Origin of the sequence: Pseudoalteromonas sp. APC 3355 (assembly GCF_030407615.1) — a bacterium.
GTDB lineage: Bacteria > Pseudomonadota > Gammaproteobacteria > Enterobacterales > Alteromonadaceae > Pseudoalteromonas > Pseudoalteromonas distincta.
In genome coordinates this window covers 1-17,776 of record NZ_JASDDB010000017.1, presented here as the reverse complement: position 1 = coordinate 17,776, position 17,776 = coordinate 1, and the positions used below count along the sequence as shown (strand labels likewise).

Annotated in this window: 16 protein-coding genes; 4 read left to right on the top strand and 12 right to left on the bottom strand. The window is 36.8% G+C overall.

Annotation, left to right across the window (positions count from 1 at the left end; all coding sequences use genetic code 11):
• Positions 1-252 precede the first annotated feature (252 nt).
• Positions 253-1,044: a hypothetical protein gene (locus tag QMA08_RS17905; protein WP_290175134.1), complete on the top strand. Its 792-nt coding sequence runs from the start codon at positions 253-255 to the stop codon at positions 1,042-1,044.
• Positions 1,045-2,284: 1,240 nt separating this feature from the next.
• Here the strand turns inward: QMA08_RS17905 and QMA08_RS17900 are convergent.
• Complete coding sequence (locus QMA08_RS17900; RefSeq protein WP_290175133.1) at positions 2,285-2,494, bottom strand: hypothetical protein; 210 nt, start codon at positions 2,492-2,494, stop codon at positions 2,285-2,287.
• An 807-nt stretch (positions 2,495-3,301) separates the two neighbouring features.
• Here QMA08_RS17900 and QMA08_RS17895 point away from each other — a divergent pair.
• Positions 3,302-4,183, top strand: coding sequence for a hypothetical protein (locus QMA08_RS17895; RefSeq protein ID WP_290175132.1), 882 nt, complete (start codon positions 3,302-3,304; stop codon positions 4,181-4,183).
• Between the two features lie 291 nt (positions 4,184-4,474).
• Here the strand turns inward: QMA08_RS17895 and QMA08_RS17890 are convergent, their stop codons facing one another.
• The 10 genes from QMA08_RS17890 to QMA08_RS17845 form a co-directional block, all read right to left on the bottom strand.
• Positions 4,475-4,942: a hypothetical protein gene (locus QMA08_RS17890; protein ID WP_290175131.1), complete on the bottom strand. Its 468-nt coding sequence runs from the start codon at positions 4,940-4,942 to the stop codon at positions 4,475-4,477.
• A 199-nt stretch (positions 4,943-5,141) separates the two neighbouring features.
• Positions 5,142-5,534: a hypothetical protein gene (locus QMA08_RS17885; RefSeq protein WP_290175129.1), complete on the bottom strand. Its 393-nt coding sequence runs from the start codon at positions 5,532-5,534 to the stop codon at positions 5,142-5,144.
• 352 nt (positions 5,535-5,886) lie between these two features.
• Positions 5,887-7,149, bottom strand: a complete 1,263-nt coding sequence (locus QMA08_RS17880) for a hypothetical protein (protein ID WP_290175128.1) — start codon at positions 7,147-7,149, stop codon at positions 5,887-5,889.
• Positions 7,124-7,966: a M20/M25/M40 family metallo-hydrolase gene (locus QMA08_RS17875; protein ID WP_290175127.1), complete on the bottom strand. Its 843-nt coding sequence runs from the start codon at positions 7,964-7,966 to the stop codon at positions 7,124-7,126. Before QMA08_RS17875 ends, QMA08_RS17880 begins: the two co-directional genes overlap by 26 nt.
• Positions 7,963-9,213 carry a nucleotide sugar dehydrogenase gene (locus QMA08_RS17870; protein WP_290175126.1) on the bottom strand — a complete coding sequence of 417 codons (1,251 nt, stop codon included), beginning with the start codon at positions 9,211-9,213 and terminating at the stop codon, positions 7,963-7,965. Before QMA08_RS17870 ends, QMA08_RS17875 begins: the two co-directional genes overlap by 4 nt.
• Positions 9,210-10,694, bottom strand: coding sequence for an asparagine synthase-related protein (locus QMA08_RS17865; RefSeq protein WP_290175125.1), 1,485 nt, complete (start codon positions 10,692-10,694; stop codon positions 9,210-9,212). The genes QMA08_RS17870 and QMA08_RS17865 overlap by 4 nt, the downstream gene beginning before the upstream one ends.
• Positions 10,694-11,374 (bottom strand): arylamine N-acetyltransferase, encoded by a 681-nt coding sequence (locus QMA08_RS17860; protein ID WP_290175124.1) that lies wholly within the window; start codon positions 11,372-11,374, stop codon positions 10,694-10,696. The genes QMA08_RS17865 and QMA08_RS17860 overlap by 1 nt, the downstream gene beginning before the upstream one ends.
• A complete protein-coding gene (locus QMA08_RS17855) occupies positions 11,367-12,140 on the bottom strand; it encodes a polysaccharide deacetylase family protein (RefSeq protein ID WP_290175123.1) in 774 nt (257 codons plus the stop codon). Before QMA08_RS17855 ends, QMA08_RS17860 begins: the two co-directional genes overlap by 8 nt.
• A gap of 16 nt (positions 12,141-12,156) precedes the next feature.
• Entirely contained in the window at positions 12,157-13,125 is a 969-nt protein-coding gene (locus tag QMA08_RS17850) for a hypothetical protein (protein ID WP_290175122.1), read from the bottom strand.
• Positions 13,122-13,670: a TIGR00725 family protein gene (locus QMA08_RS17845; protein ID WP_138585429.1), complete on the bottom strand. Its 549-nt coding sequence runs from the start codon at positions 13,668-13,670 to the stop codon at positions 13,122-13,124. Before QMA08_RS17845 ends, QMA08_RS17850 begins: the two co-directional genes overlap by 4 nt.
• Positions 13,671-14,182: 512 nt before the next feature.
• On the opposite strand from QMA08_RS17845, the gene QMA08_RS17840 reads away from it, so the two are divergent.
• The gene (locus QMA08_RS17840; protein ID WP_290175121.1) at positions 14,183-14,395 is read left to right on the top strand and encodes a hypothetical protein; all 213 of its coding nucleotides are present in this window, start codon (positions 14,183-14,185) and stop codon (positions 14,393-14,395) included.
• A 93-nt stretch (positions 14,396-14,488) separates the two neighbouring features.
• On the opposite strand, the gene QMA08_RS17835 is transcribed toward QMA08_RS17840, so the two are convergent.
• Positions 14,489-15,790 (bottom strand): integrase family protein, encoded by a 1,302-nt coding sequence (locus tag QMA08_RS17835; protein WP_290175120.1) that lies wholly within the window; start codon positions 15,788-15,790, stop codon positions 14,489-14,491.
• A gap of 156 nt (positions 15,791-15,946) precedes the next feature.
• On the opposite strand from QMA08_RS17835, the gene sbcB reads away from it, so the two are divergent.
• Positions 15,947-17,386, top strand: a complete 1,440-nt coding sequence (sbcB, locus tag QMA08_RS17830; protein WP_290175119.1) for an exodeoxyribonuclease I — start codon at positions 15,947-15,949, stop codon at positions 17,384-17,386.
• Positions 17,387-17,776: the final 390 nt, after the last annotated feature.

The following is a 17,776-nucleotide window of genomic DNA, read 5'->3' as shown; positions in this document are numbered from 1 at the left end:
ATGGATTGGTAAATTGCTTAAAAGCTTAGCTGACTTGTTTTATGCTAATACAGCCTTTTTATGCGTTTTAATAAAAGAGGTTGCGATCCTATTTAATTTATTTAATAATCTTTTCAGAGCTTTACTGATGAGCTCGTTTCGCCCACTTTAAGCGCAGTCCTGTCGGATAATCATACTCTCAAATAAAAATAGTTAAACATTTAACATGCGTAATGTTAGTGGGCGGACGTAAGCATATTTAAGGTTTACACTATGAATCAGTTAGAACAATACTTTCCTTCTGGCCTGTCTATTTCTCGCGCCAAAAAAGATGCAAAAAAACTAAAAAAAGCAAAGGCAATCCCTTTAAACCAAGCACTAGATGAAATTGCTCAAAGTGAAATGAATTTAACTTGGGAGCAAGCATTAAAGGCTTTGTCGTCCAACGATTATGGACAAAATGAGCCCCTGAACGAGGAAATGTTAACGTTGCCAGAAGCAGTATTAAGTGCAGAACAAACATCGTCTGAAACAATGTCCGAAGAAAGTTGTGAACATTCAGATGAACAAGATGAGTTATTAGATGAAGATGAAGATGAAGATGAATATGATGAAGAGAAGGGGGAAGTAAATTTCACCCATACAATATATAACTCACAGCTAATAGCATTTGAAGAGATGGTAGACAAGAATAGTGGACAGGCAGATACATTTATATATCCTGCAAACGAAGTTTTCATTCAGGGTAATGGAAATGGTACTAAGCTGTGGCCGTCACCATTGGCTGCAACCGAAAGCAATGCAGACCTCTTCTGCGATATGCTTAATAAGTTCAGCCTACGTATTTTTGAGTATGACCTAATAGATACAATCTATGAAGACGAAATTGGTGAAACTTCTTATGAAATGTGGTATGAATCAAACTGTCCAATCTATGAATCTAGTGACTGTGAGCGCGAAATTACCGCAGACCCAGACTACATACATGTTAAATCACAGCGTTCACTATATTTCGTAATAAGTATGGTTCGCTCCACCCTGATAAGCTGGGAATTAGAAATGTAGCTAGCGTAAATTTGCTGGCTTTACTTACTCTATATTTTAATAAAGTAAAGCCATATTAATCGTATTGCTGATATCTGGGAGCGAAATGCTCCCTTTATATAAAAACACTTAAAAAAACAAAAACACAGTGTAATTTTGCTTTTAATGTCAACAAAACGATTGGGCTAAATTTAAACCTTGCCATTAAAAACACCTATCTACTTCGAAAAAACCATTAAAAACCTACAAATATTGCCGTTCGTGTTATTTTTAAATTAAAAACAACTAGAGGCTTGCATTATAAAACAGGAGCATTTAAAGTTCGAAACATAAGAGGTTAGCAATGTTATTCCTCTGCAGTCTCCGTGGTAAATGGAGAATAATAAAAATATACAATTAGTTCATAAAAAATTAGTTAGCCTGTTGTGCTACTAAGTTGGGTTCCCCGCTTTGGCGGGGGTGAACGGCAAAACGCTGTAGCAAAAAAAATTTAGTTAGACAGTCGTGCTGCTAAATTGGTTTCCCCGCTTTGGCGGGGGTGAGCGACAAAACACTGTAGTAAAGAAAGTTTAGTTAGACAGTCGTGCTGCTAAATTGGTTTCCCCGCTTTGGCGGGGGTGAGCGACAAAACACTGTAGTAAAGAAAATTTAGCTAGACGGTCGTGCTGCTAAATTGGTTTCCCCGCTTTGGCGGGGGAGAGCGACAAAACACTGTAGTAAAGAAAATTTAGTTAGCAATTGTAACTACTAATTTTTACCCTTTGCGTAAGTAGAGGTATATGAAAACTAATTTGTATATTCCTTGTGGTTGGTAGGTATTTTTACATACCTATCGACTCATTGCCCCCCTCTCGCTAAGTTACCCTCTCCTATTCAGTCGTATTTAATAGTTTTAAAAACTCATTTTTATATAAACCTTTATCTTTTTTATATGGTGACAGTCTAATTAATGCTTTCAACAAAAAAGCGCCCTAATAAAATCAGGACGCTTTGCGTTTAGGACAAATGAACAAGGATTATACAAATTTAAATAACAAATATCTGAGCATGCTTTTCATGGCGCGTTTATTACTCTGGCAATATTTCTCATAGTTAATAATGCCGAGAATCATTTTAGTGCAAAAAAAACTCAGAGCTATAAACCACGCAAAATCTTGAGTTGATTGATATTGAAAAAGCAGTATAGCTGAGCCACTAAAAGCAATCGTCGAATAGGCAATTTCAATTCGATAACCACGGATAGCTTTTAAAAATTTGGGCATTAAAAATTATCATCAAACGAGTCAAAAGCATCAAAACAGTCATCATTGTTTGAATCCGCTATCGACTCTTCAATCTCATAAACAGTCATCACTCTTGAGCTCTGTCCCACCACATTACCGCCAACATCTAAAATGTTGGAACTCGCATTTGTGATAGGTAATCCTGTTGTTGGGTTAATAGCGATATCAGTAACGTCATTGTTTTTCATTTTTCAAACCTTATTAATCATTAATTTCTGCTATCAAATTTAATGATTTCGTGATAAAAAACAAACTTGTTTGACTGCGCAGCTCAGCAACAAACAGTTTGCATAAGTAGTTCCCCCCCTTACTTCACCTAATTTTTTATTAAGTAAAAATCCTTTCCTCTTTATCTAAAAAACTCACTAATAAGTTTAATTTGAAGGCGGTTTTGTCTGAAAGACGTTATAAAAAACGCATTTTTCGGCACGAAAAACTGCAAAAAAGCGCCTCAGAATGAGGCCAACAAGCGCGTAATGTGTTGTAGGCGAAGCCGTAAACACATGGAGAAAGCGCGAATGTACAGCTGGTCTGTACTAACCGCGATAATGTTTCGCATCAGCGAAATTCGATTAAAATTTGGCACAAATTTAGATCGAACCATCTATTTTCGTAGAAAATAAAAGCGAAGAAAAATGCGGATAATGGGGCACCCATCGCATTGTCTGTAGCGGCAGTATGGCGGTTAGTACAGGGCGGAGCACGGTACATTCGCGCGGGGTCTAAAACGCTAGCGCGATAGCGCGTCGAGTCAGCTCGTTGCGGAGCAACACCAGAGCTTACGGGCGTTTTAGACCCTATGGTTGAACAACGAAGTTGAGAGACCATCAGCTGAAAGCTGCTTTTGTTTCGATAATTATCGCGACAATGATTCCGTGCATGCTGTTAAAGCATCTCGGAATGAAAAACGGGGTTTAAGTCATCAAATAACGGTAATTTGTGTACTGTGATACTAGTTAATTTTAGCAATTAACTAACCTGAGAGCCTTTAGAAAATGACGCAAGAACCATCAATAAATTTGGAAACGAACAACACTCTTCATACTCATCACTACCCTCGCTATTTTGATATTGATATGCGATATCGTGCAGGCGCAAATAACCATCAAAAAGGAGTTAACAGAACCAAGCTCTCGGTGCTTATTGCAATTCGGTTTTCTATTGTTACACCAGGGATTATTCGCTGGCTCTACGGCATTAATCATCGGTTAGCATTAGAGCATCTGAACCGGCTAGAAAAGGACAGTTTGCTGCGTGTGGTAAAAACACACCGAAGCCCTGACGGTCGAGTCTATGTACCCACGTATACTGCTGCCAAATTTGCAGAAGAGTTAATGGGCATCGACGTATATTTTAGGAGCAATAAAAACACAGCGCTGCAGTTCAATAATAACCATGTTATGCATAATCTGATTAACGCATTTGTCATGCTGCGCGGTATACATAATTATCACAGTGATGAAACGTACGCCCCAATGTGGAAGGGATTTATTACCGAGCCAGAATTTCAACGAATTAACGGCCTATCCGCTACACGAACAGTGGATGGCGCTGTGCTACTTCCTAATGGCTCAATAGCCGCTATTGAGGTGGAACACTCTTTTAAAAACAAAACTGCACGACAGGTCATTCTACTAAAGTATTTGTCGTCACTAAAAAATGGCGATTACAGTAAGATTTTTTTATTTTCACAGTCACAGCAAATCTTCAATGATATAAAACGACTTCATACACAATTATTTGAGGAAATGCCGCAACGTTTTGATAAGAAGACACGAGCACAACTTCTCAGTGAAAGCGATGCTGAATTGCTTCATTCGTCTATTATTTTCCGTACTAAATTATGTGAAGAAATTAATGAAATGTTTTATCAATAAGCGATAGATAAGCAAAGGGGGAATGGATAGTAATCCATTCCCCCTTTGCTTTTGGCCTATTTAAAGCCTTGCCAACATTATTATTAAAAACACGCTTTTGTGAAGTAATAACAAGGCGCTATATTTGCATCACGCCTTCCCCTAGAGGTGTAATCTCTATTAATGAGATTGAGCTGCTTAAACTAGGTTTCAGCTTAAGCAGTGAGCCTGCAAATAATGACTCATGGCATATTTTAGGGGTAATGATTAGGCAGTTATTTTATTATCAAAATAACTTATATTTGTCCTTTATTATTTATTTAGAAGACTGTTTATTGAATCTTGGATATTACGATCAATACGATCTTGTTCAAACTCTCCAACAAATTCATTTTCAATATCATTTTTATAGTCGTCTTCAAATTCATCCTCGAACTTGCTATCAAAAACTGAATCAAAGCGCTCTTCTGGCGCATCACTAAAAGCTTGCTCTGGCTCTTCATAAAACTCGTCATCATAATCAGGATATGCTGGTACGGGTTGGTGTACATCGTTTATTAAACAAATCATTAGTTTATATATCAGAACTTTTACGCCACGATAATTAAGGTGTTTTTTATTAAAGACTTGAGGCTCTACAATTGCCCAAAAGCCTTTAAAGTTAGGGTTATCTGCACTCAGCATGAGTTTGTTTATTTTATGATCGTTATCCCGAACAACCGTTTTTACATCTTCTAACAGGGTGATAATGTCTAGAGTAGAGGTATATCTGCAAGTCATAGAATTTCCTTATCGTAAATTAATTTTGATAATTATTATCCGTTAATAATTACTTACTCCTCTTATTATGAGGCTATTGATAAATAGGCACTCCCTGGGAGAAATAGTGGCCTTTTTATTGGATTTAAATTATTTATTTAAAACACAATTGGATCAGAATCTTTAAAAGTAAAAAGCGAGCCTAAAGGCTCGCCAGAGTTTATGAGCTTTCTATTAACCGTAACCAACTGTCTTCTGCAGCTGCAAAATATACATTGGGTTTTAGCATAAATAGTTGCTCAAATTCTGCAGAAAATAAATTGCAGAAGTTTGTTATGTCTTCAATATGTATGAGTAAAAAGGCATACATTTCAATACCCTCCAAATACCGCTCTGAGAACTCAGGATTAGCAGCTAATAACTGTTGAGAAATACTAATACCCAGCACACTCCCCACGCTATCTCGGTGTAAATAAATGTAGTTTGTGAAGCCCAACTCTTTCGTTTGCTTATCAATTACATCAGCTAACAGCAAAATGGTTGAAGCATCTTCCCACGGTGATTTACTAGCGCGTACATATTGGCGTATAAACGGTGACTTTTGATCTCTCATTATTTTTCCTAGTTATTTGTCCTAAAGCTAACTAGGTATAAGTCAGGAGAAAAATTGAAAGTTAATTGATAAACGACTTAAATTTGCAAAACACCTCAAAAACATTAAGGTTAGAGTACTACTTCAAACATTGAGAATTTAAGATGAGTGATTTTATATGGTTATTACCGGCAGCTGTGTTGACGATAATTCTAATTAAGCTTGTTAAACACGCTAAGAAAGTAGATTAAGTAAAAACAAAGCTTAACTTTTTGATATAACCGCCGTAAGTTAAAGTGACCAATAAGTCACTTTAAGACCTTAAATGCGGCTTAATGATTCCTAAAAGGCATTTATTCTGATGAACGAAATACTAACAAGCTAGCTCAGTACTTTCATCAGACTTTAAATAGTTAATTCTATTATAAATAAATGTGCTGAAAGACTGATTAACAACTCCTAAGTCAATGGATGTAAGCGCTAAGTAAGTTTTCTCATTTTCTGCAATCATGGATTTAACCAAGCTACTTACATCCAATTCAATATAATTATTATTTTTTAACCATAAATCTAGTAACTCCATCATTTTTGATGATTCCATTAGTAAAAATTTTGTATGTTCAATTCGTTGAGATACGTTTGTCGCAAATTTTTTCGCGCAAAAATTAGCTCCTTCTTTAGATTCAACAAGTGCATACCCAAGGATATCGCCTATTAACTTTTTACTATCATGAGTATCAAATGCTTCATCTCTAAGGTGTTTTAACATAGGCGGAGTATTAAATAGTTTAAAGTTATAATTCGCAGCATCCGTTGCCATAATCATATCACTGCGGCGACTATATAAATTCAAATAGCGCATTGCATCATTTTTACAAAGTAATACATCAACATTTAGTATAAGTGTTGCACCACCCCGCTCTCTTCCTTTTGCTGGCGTTATTGTAATTGGTGTTGGTGTGGTTCGGGTTGTAGATTTACCCTTTACTAATCGATTAATGAAATCATGCCAATTGATAGTTGCTATATCCACATCATATTTATGAAATTTCTTATGGGTAAAAGTATAAAAGTCATGATGAGTATTAATATTACTTTCGATTTTTTCAGATATATCTACCTTTGTAACATACTCTTTTATTTTCATAGCTTTAGAGTCATTATATTGGACTGCAATAGCTATCAAAACATCGAGTAAGGGGCTTGTTCGAGTATATTCCTTTGGGATAGGTGAATCACCTGATAGCGCACTAAAAGCCATATCACAGCCCGCTTTTTTCAATTTTTCAAGCACAGTAATAAATTCATTTTCAGGTAGTGTCCAAGATAAATCATCATCAAGTATAAATCCGATTCCCCCAAATTCGTTCATTTTACGACGAAGGTGTGCTTGGCAGATATTTCGACTATCCACAATAGGTGGGTAGTACGTAACTATATCTATTATTTCAACTGGACGACAAAACTGATAAATTTTTCTTGGTTCTGTTATACCAAATAATAAGATGGACGCTTTAATCTCAAAACTTGGTAACGCTTGATGCATGCTTTTCAACAAACTGTTTGCCACATCTATATCAGCACTGGCCAATACCACGTTAATGATGTTGTTAGACTGCATGGCTATACGACGCATAATTTGCTAAAAAATTTTCAAATTGTTTTTGGTGCTTTAAAAGATTACTCTCATCTAATGATTCATTATCTTGATGGATATTATGCAAGCGATCATTAGGACCAAACCCAATATAAACAGAGTCTTTGGGCAAATTGGCTAGAAGAGGACAAGCTTTGATGCCATTTAGCTTATTTAGATGACGATATTCGATATTCGGATTATCCAAGCTGTGATTTAGTAAATCATGCCACGAAGATAACTGTAAATCAGTCAGAGATGGCGACCATAGAAATGCAATTTGAGATCCTGTATCTAAATTATTAAATCCTGTTTCCTCAATGTAAGTATTTGCACCAAATGAGCTTATCTCATGCTTAAAAATATCATAGGCAACTCTATTCCCATGCATAATTTCTTCCTCACCTTGAATTAACCACATAATTTCAGGGATTGCTTTTTTCGATAATATTAATGATTTCATAGCAAGCATCCGAGCTAACAGAGGCCCCTTGTTATCGGCTATTCCTCGTCCATAAATACGACCATTGATACGTTTTAATAAGAATGGGTTTTCACTGAGCCAATTATTCTCACTTTTCACAGGAGCAACATCATAATGACCATAAATGACTATTTTTTTATCACATAGCCGTCCTGAATAGTGCGCTATTATTGAAGGTTGAGCTGTATGTGTAGTATTTGAAATCCGAATATTGAAGCCTAAACCTTCAAGGAAGCTAGTAACAAAATCAATAGCATTTTTATTACCTAGGGAATCCCCAACAATTGAGGCCATAGAGATGAATTTATTATATTCTGTTAATTCTATAGTCATTTCAGTAAATCTGCATATTGTGAGTCTAAAGAGAAGAAGATGGTGTTTTCATGTATCATAGAGGTTCCCTTGAGTAGTAAGTCGCGAACAATTTCATCATGAGGTACTAGCAACAATATCGCATCAAAAGGGCCTGTAGGCATTTGTTCTTCAACAATGTAGTTTTGGGTATCTTCCCACTTAACAACTGGGTCGTAAATAAGTGGCTTTGCTCCAAAATCTATCAATTCTCTTATAACTTCAAAATGTTTAGAGTTTCTAACGTCAGGACAGTTGGGTTTAAAACTCACACCCAAGATTAAGATTCTTGTGGAAGGTAGTGAAAGGCCAGCCCGAATTAACTTTTTCAAAAATGTATTTGCTACGTAACTAACCATATCCCCGTTAACTTGCCGTGCTGTATTTGTTATACGAGGTGCAACTCCATTCATAACCTGAGAATGAATTAAGTAATACGGATCAACAGCAACGCAGTGTCCACCAACTAACCCAGGTTTAAAATCTAGAAAATTCCACTTACTACTGGCGCATTCTAATACCTTGTTAAAATCTAATTTCAACTTGTCCGATAATTGATACATTTCGTTTATAAATGCAATATTAACATCACGCTGGGTGTTTTCTATTAACTTAGATAACTCAGCTGTTCTTATTGACTCAGCTTTTAATACTCCAGCAGGAACTATAAGTTCATATAATTGAGATAATATTTCTAAAGTAGATGTATTTGTGGCAGAAACAACCTTTACTATATGTTGTAAGCGATGAAGCTCATCTCCTGGATTAATCCGCTCAGGACTGTACCCTAGCTGAAAGTCAATATTTGCAAGCAATCCACTTGTTTTTTCAATTTCAGAAGCAAACACTCCCTCTGTAACACCAGGATATACTGTAGATTCTAGGACAACAATATCGTTAGTTGAAATCACAGAACCAACCATCTTTGCAGCATTCAATACCGCACTTAACTCCGGTTGGTATGCCTTATCAACTGGAGTAGGTGTAGTGACAATATATATATTCGCTCTTCGAATACACTCTAGATCATTAGACAAAGTTAAATGCTCAGCACTTTCAACTAACTTAATATCGCTTTCATTGGTGCGATCATTACTTTCATGTAATTCAGAGATTCTAGTTTCGTTTATGTCAAAACCTACTGTTTGGATATGCTGACCAAATGCTATTGCAAGCGGATACCCGACATACCCTAGCCCAACGACTGCAACCACTTGATTATCGATCATATATCCCTCTGCTTGTATTTAAGCTCACGTCGTTCAATCATCGTGTCAAAAGTTGGGTAATGGGAGAAGTAATGATGATTAGCTATAGAAGTGTTATCCATAATTTGTTCAAAAATGGATCTTAATGCTGTTCTTTCTGTCGTAGATATTTTCTTTAATTCATCTATAACCATTTTTTGCAAACCTGAGGTAATATCGAAAGGCTCTTTAGGAGCATGAATTATTGAGTTGGGTAATACATGTTTAAATGTATCTCTTAGTATTGTTTTTCCCACGTTCAAAGAAATGTCGCAAAGATCTTGAACGTCATGTGCTAATGCAAACTGAGTGACGCGATTATCTAAAAATGGGCAACGAGCCTCTATACTATGGCTAGCAGTAATAAGATCTAAGCGTCTCAATTCCGTGTAATGGAGGTTTTCAATCAAACAAGCTCTCATTTTCTCAGGGTCATTACGACCATTGTACATTCCTTGATAACCACAGAAATACTCATCTGCACCTTCACCTGATAACAAAACGCGGATACCGTCTGCTTGTACAACCTTACTGAGTAATAGTGTTGCTAGTCCATTTGATATAATTGAAGGGTTATAGCTTTTTGTAATTTCGCATGTTTTTTTAATTAATCCTAAGAGCTCACTTTGTGTCGGTGGCTTAATTAAAACGACACGACTAAGACAAACCTTTAGATGTTCTAATAACGTCAAAACTGAATCGGGATAACTGTCAGCCACGACGTAATATCTTGCACTTTTGCTTAATCTTGTCTCTAAAATATAAGCAATAATCGAACTATCTAGCCCACCACTTAAAGCTACAGCGAATGGGATATCCTTAGGAATTCGAAGTGCTATAGCACTTTCGATAATATCAACAAAGCTTCGTTTATTGGTCACAGTGTATTGATGGAGGTATTCTTTGCATACTACCCCAGTTTTTATATCAAACTTTGATACTCCAGGGGAGATTACATCTAACGTATTAGTGTATGCATCTATATAACCAGTATCAACGCCCGTTCCTATATGCCATCCCATACTACTATTCCAAACGAGCAAAGGCTTTTTACCAACATGATCTGTAAAAACTCTCAAATCTCCCGTTGATTTATCGAAAAGAACACCTGAGTACATTCCATTTGCCAACGTCATGGCCTGAGTTAAACCGTAACGCTCTATATACTCAAAAAAAATACCTACATCATTAAACTTATTTAATTCGAGACCAAGTATCTCAGCCAATTCTTGATAATTATATATCTCACCATTCAGTACTAAAATTTTCGACATACTTTGTATTGGTTGAACAACTTGGGGAGAAGTTATAAATAAATGCGAAAATTCAAAATGTATGGGTATTCCATTAAAATGAATGGTTTCTAAGCTAGAATGGTCTTCGCCCCGAGATAGAATATCCTTTCCTACTTTCTTATTTAAATTAGATTGTCCTTCAGTGACACTTACAACAAACCCGCACATCAACTAATACTCTCTAGATATAATTTTAAGTCCGAAATCAATTCGGGAAAGCTACTCTGGACAAAACGCAAAAGCTCTATCGGTGTTAGGCTGTATTTTTGAGTATTTTTTCCTGCTTCGTATACTGCTAAACAGAAACCTGTAATTCGATAAAACTTTTCATTCATTAACCAGCAAAACCGAAGTTCTTGGCTGTAAGGCAGTTGTTGGAGATACCTGTTAGGGTATTTGGATAATATAATCTCTTCATTTTGAGCGACTAATGCAATACGGTTCATATCACGCCATTGTCGACCATCGTGTCGTTTGACAAGAAGCTTGTTTGGCTCTTTGACAATTCGAAAGCGTATTCCTGCTGAAGTATACTCTCGATAGATATCGCAAGCATGAGCCTGATATATAGTTGGCCAGCCCGTGCCAGAATCTAAAAAGCTAACCTTGTCTGAAGATTCAACTCGGATCAAACGATGTGAGTTTAAACCTGTCATGCAAACCTCAGCCTCATGTAATGTTCCGCTAAGCCCCATTTTAGTTATGTGAGCGCGCAAGCTTAGTGCGTGATCAAAACAAGTCCCCCCATTAACAACCTTCTTCCCCAATAACTGCCCTAAATTGTGAAATGGAAAAGTCTCTAATTGATTTTTGAGCAATGCGCAAAGCTTAGCATTAAGGTCACCCACAATAATCTTCCGTAATATGTATTCTCCTTAAAACTGATGGGTAAAATGTCTCACAGTCGACACCTAAATGAATTAAGCCAAATAGCTGGCTTTGCTCAATTACTTTCTTATTATGTTTACCATGAGGGAAGCAAATAGACATCGATTCTCTACATCCCAATCCTCTGATCCAATTATAATTTTCAGTTAACTCTTTATTTAGCTCACTTGGAGAAAGTTGGGTAAATGCTCTGTGGCTACACCCGTGAATACCCAGTTCAATTCCTTGGCTATTGTACAGTTTTAGATGATGCTCCTGCATAAATAAATGAGTAGAATCCGCATCCACATCTATGCCAAACAAACGTTGTCGGAGATACCTATATCTCGAGGCTGTTATACCTCGTAATATTCTTTTTAATCGCCCACCGAGCAATGATAGACTAAGGTCTTTAGGTACATTCGGTGTCGACATCAAGTGAAGAGCCATATCATCTATCGGAGAAAAACCATCTAAAACAAAATCCTTCACGGGATAAACTGTAGCGATCATTCCACGATTAATTAATTCATCAAATGCACCAATATTATCTCTATATCCATCATCGAAAGTAATAAATACATCATTATGTGTATATCCTTTCGCCAGAGCAGAAATTGGTTTAGTTTTCCAACCTTTTTTCTCTATAGTATCAAGCAGTTCGATGAACTTCTTCCAGCTAATGCCTGTTTGTCGCTGATAGTAATAGTTCTTTTCATCGTAATTTTTAAGGACACGATGAAGCATGTAAATCCTTGGTTGCTTATCCATCAAAATAATCACTGACTAATGAAAATATACGGGAACCGTTTGTATGACTAAAATCATAGAAGTGTTCAATATTTAATGAAGTTAAATTGATCTGATAAACTCCCGTTCGAGTGTTCTTTACTGGACTATTAAGCCAGTTTGTCCGATTAGTTTCCTTGTGAATAGCAGTGACCCCTATAAATAAAGCGTCATTAACAACTAATAAACCTCGACACCACCCTTTGAACTTGGCTACCCGAAATAGATCAAAAAACAATTCAAAATTAAAAGGTAGCGATAGATTAGAACGAAACACTTTCCCTGAGACAGTGGTTATCCAAATATACTTCTTGTCAATAAAGCCATCATGGGGTTGTTCAGGTAATTTATTACTGAGTGGCTCTAGAGTTTTAGCGTCAATTAAGCATTTTTTTTTAAAACTTGTTACGATAACTTTGTTTTCAAGTTCTTTACCCACTTTGATCACATGATTGATATGCAGAGCATCAGGCACCTTACGTAGGTGAAAATCAATATTTATCGCTTCATGATCGTAATAATCACCTTGAGCTTTATATTCCCCTTTAATCCTTGATGCTATTTCTTCTGTTGGAAGAAATTCTAATCGGCTAACAGACTGTAATTGATTGTCTAAAACATCGATACAATCACGCCCTGTATTAGCTATATGAATTAAGTGACCATCAAAGCTAACATGATGTAAATCATTATATTGTTTGTCTGTATTTATTTTTTTTAACTCGCATAATTTACGGTCAATAATAAATACACGATTAAAATCACACCCCACAAGCAAGTCATTACTAATCCATGTAACACTGGTAAAACCTTTGCCTGCAACATCTCTCTCAGAGGAAGGTAGGGTGGCTAATAAACTCCTTTTCTTTGTCTCTGTATCTAATTGCCACAATTCACTTTTTGGACTTCCGAAAAAGTAACTTATTGGAATGAGTAATTTCATCGATTATGACCACTGTCTATAGAACCACTTTTTGACTCAAGCAAAGACAATTTTTGAAGCGTTATTCTTAATTCATCTAAACTACTAATATGATAAAGCTTTGAATTACAACGCTGGTCCAAATACTCATCGGTCAATTTGTCAGCCCAGCCTCCAGAGCCTTTCATTAAAAGTATTGGCTTGTTTATTTGGGATGCTAAAGCTATTTCACTTAAGGTCCCCGCACCACCACCCAAAACGACAATGGCAAATCCACTAGATACAACTAGCTGATTTCGACCAATATCTAACCCAGATGGTATAATAATATCAGTGTATTTATTTGCTGTACTCTCTTTAAGAGACGGCAGTATGCCGATTGTTTGACTTGGTTCAGCCCCTGATTTATGCCCTTTACAGCTGGCTTCCATTACGCCACCCAAACCACCACAAACCAGATGAAAGCCAAGATCATTAATAATTAAGCCTACGGCCTCAGCCATATCCTTTAATTGAGACGATTTTATCTTAGCATTACCGATGACAGATACCTGAGGAAATGACAACTTACTACTCCCTGTAAAAAAGAGAATTATACCTAATCCATTCTTTATCAATCAATAATCTAAATAGAAAAACTCATTTTTTAAATAACCTTGAACAGGCTTGATTGGGAGGGAGACTTTGGTATGCCTTTTTTACTAGATAGGAAGCCTAACCTTAAAAATATAGCCTCAGTTAGCAGCAAATCTAATTGCTCAATTATGCCCCCTGAATTTAACGTAAATTATGACAAAGCCCTAGCCATCTAAAACCGCACACAAAAAGTTAACCAAGGCTATTGGAAATTAATTTAAATATTTTTTCTGTAAACCGTAATAGTTCGTTTAAGCCGAAACTACCTAAGCTGATTCGAAATTAATTTAAATAATTTTATGCAAATCGCCATAGTTCGTATAAGTCGAAACTACTTAAGCCGATTCGAAATTAATTTAAGAAATTAGCAAAGAATCACAAAAGTTCGCCTGGGTAAAACCTACTTAGGGCGAGGAAAAATTACTTTATGTGAGGATAGAAAATGAACTTATCTGAATTATTCGGCCCTACTATGTCACTGAAGCAACTATGCCAAGTTTTAAATATGTCTAGAACTAGTTATTACAATTACACACAAAGCAATCAAGACAATTCACAGTTTAAGCATGGCTTCCCTAAGCCTTTACAGAATTACAGAAAGAGAATTTTTATTACCGCGCAAGTTGAAGAGTATATTTTGGGTCAGGCGGGTTAGCTATTGCCGGCAATTAAAATTAGTAAAGTTAACTTTAATTTAATAAGAGCTACTAACGTCTATTTTTGTAGCTCTTATTAATAACAGCATTATTTAGCTATTAATTTTTTCAATTTCTAGCTTTAACTTTGACCAAAGTAATTCATAAGCTTCTAATTGCTCATCTAAATAATCGGCTTTGTTGTAGTGCTTCATAGTCCCTTTGAGTTTATGGCCTAACATACGCTCTGTGATTACTAACCATTTTGAATCAATTTCACAGAGCGTAGTTTGTAGCATGCGCCTAAAGTCATGCGGAACAATTTTAGATATTTGGTGCTTCATAAATAGTTTAGAAGACATCCTTGTGCAAAAACGGTTTAAAGCATGAGTAGTAATTTCTTTGTTGCTGTTGTCACCATCACCTTTAAAAACATACCCCGTTTTTCCATAAATAAGTGCTATTTCTTCTAACAGTTCTTTGACTTTGCTTGGGATTGGATGCCTTTCAGGCCTTTGAGAGCTCACATCGCCTTCAAGAGCTCCCCTGCGAGTTGCTTGCTTTTGTCCCTTAGGCACAGGGATAGTCCAAATCATATTTACTAAATCTAAGTCTTCCCATTTCATATTACGTACTGTGCTATTTCTAGCGCCAAGCAAAATTATAAGTTTCAGACAGATTTTTGTTTGTGGTAAAGCTTTAGATTTATCAATTTCTAACCACATCATGGCTGCTTCGTATAAACTGGGAGTCCGCTCCCCAACATTAGGGGCTTTACCTACATCTTTTACTTTAAATAGTAGTAGGTTTGAATTTGATACTAACTCCCATTTAACACCCCAAGTAATAACAGATTTTAATAGTTTAAAGACTACGCCTGCCATGTTGGCGCTTTTTTCAGACTTTACCCATTCAAAAAAATCCATCCAATTTTGACTAGTAATCTCATCGAACGGCATATTAAGGTTTTTCTTTACCCACTTCTCCTTTAGCGGCTTTTTTATAGGCTCATTTAAAATCCACTTTCTTACTGTTGTGGCATGAGTTGCTTGCGTGTTTTCTTTGTGTTCAATAGCAGAAACTTTTTCTAACCACATTAAGCACAAATCTTCGAGAGTCATAATTTTTTTGCTTTTAGCCTGACGACTCTTGCCCATTACAGATTTAGGGTTTTTGCCTTCTTGAATACACTGCCTTAACTCAGGAACCAAAGCTCTTGCTTGGGACAAGGAAATTGCAGGGTAATTTCCGAGCGAAAGTCTATCGGCCTTTCCGTTGTGTCTGAACCTATATTGCCAAGCGATTTTACCCTTCTGAGAGACTCTTATACTAAGCGAGTCTCGATCTGCAAGCTCAAAAGGCTTATCATGTGACTTATTAAGAAACTTTTTTAATTTACTGTCTGTTAGACTCATTTTTTTGTACACACCAATTTTTTTATCTGCACACACCAGTGTACACAATTTCAATTAATAGAAAAGCTATAAAATAAAGCTTTAATGAATGAGAATTCCAAAAAACTAAAAATTATTCAGTAAATTCAAAAGATTGAAATACAAGGCTTTACAACTATGAACTTGAATGAACAACCATCGCTTTACTGGCACGACTACGAGACTTGGGGGGCGAGCCCTCAAAAGGATAAGCCGAGCCAATTTGCGGGTATTCGTACCGATCTTGATTTAAATATAATTGGCGAGCCGCTTATTGAATATTGTAAGCCGCAAGCGGATTACTTGCCTCACCCTGAGGCATGTTTAATTACGGGTATTACGCCACAAGTGGCGATGAAAAAAGGCTTGGTTGAGGCTGAGTTTATAGCAAAAATTCATGCCGAATTTAGCGTGCCAAACACCTGTGTTGCTGGTTATAACAGTATTCGGTTTGATGACGAAGTAAGCCGTTATAGCTTTTACCGTAACTTTTACGACCCATACGAGCGTGAATACAAAAATAACAATAGCCGCTGGGATATTATTGATTTAGTACGCGCTTGTTACGCACTGCGCCCTGAAGGCATTGAATGGCCGTTAAAAGAAGACGGCAGCCCAAGCTTTAAGCTAGAACATTTAACGGTAGCCAATGGTATTGAACACGCCGCAGCGCACGATGCGCTAAGCGACGTAACCGCCACTATTGCATTGGCTAAGCTAATAAAAGAAAAACAGCCAAAGCTGTATAACTTCTTTTTTGGTTTGCGTAATAAAAAAGCCCTTGCTGAATTAGTTGATGTATTTAACATGACGCCGCTGGTGCATACCTCGTCGCGCATACCTGCAACACAAGGCTGTACAAGCTGGGTTGCACCAATGAGCTTTCATCCGGTAAATAAAAACGCGGTTATTTGTTTTGATTTAACCCAAAACCCGCAAGTACTCATTGATTTAAACGTAGAAGAGTTACGCAAACGCTTATACACCAAACGTGTAGATTTAGCCGAGGACGATTTACCTGTTGGCTTAAAACTAGTGCATTTAAACAAGTGCCCTATTTTAGCCCCAGCTAAAACATTATTGCCTGAAAACGCCGCGCGTTTGGGGATTGACCGCGAGCAGTGCTTAGCTAACTTAGCTACTTTAAAAGCCAATACCGACCTTCGCGATAAAGTAACGGAAGTGTTTAACGAGCAAGGCGATTACAGCGCAACTACTAACGTTGACTACTTACTTTACGATGGGTTTACAAGCCATGCTGATAAAGCTAAATTTGCGATTATTCGTGATGCAAAACCAGATGAGTTAGCTGGGTTGAAGTTAGACTTTGAAGATAAAAAGTTTAATACGTTGTTGTTTAGATACCGCGCCCGTAACTGGCCTGAAACGCTAAACCAGCAAGAGCTTGACCAATGGCGCCAGTATTGCCAAAACAAGTTAATGCACGGAGAAGATCAACCGTCGATTAATGCGCAAGATTTTATGATCACCCTTGAAAACCTAGCGCATGAACATGACGACAGCGAAAAAAATCTTACTATTTTAAAGGCGCTATATAACTACGCTCAAAGCATGTAATTTTGTTTGTATAACGCATTAAAAACGCGACGCTTTAGCAATAAAGCGTCGCGTTTTTGTTTATTAATATCTGTACCACTTAAAACAAAGCAAAATCTATTTCACAAAGAGAAGCGAATAAGGAGTAAATGAGAAAACATAAAGACCAACAATCTTTTTTATCTATCACTGCCTCTAAAAGCGCAGCGCCTCATAACCTCATTGTGAATAAATCTTACGGGCTTTGCCCGTCACGCAAGCAAGCTTCGCGTCTTGTATCTCTCATTGATAAATGATTAGCTATCATTTATCACATCGAAGTCAGTGAGCTTGCCTTCGCGCCTTGTATCTCTCATTGATAAATGATTAGCTATCATTTATCACATCGAAGTCAGTGAGCTTGCCTTCGCG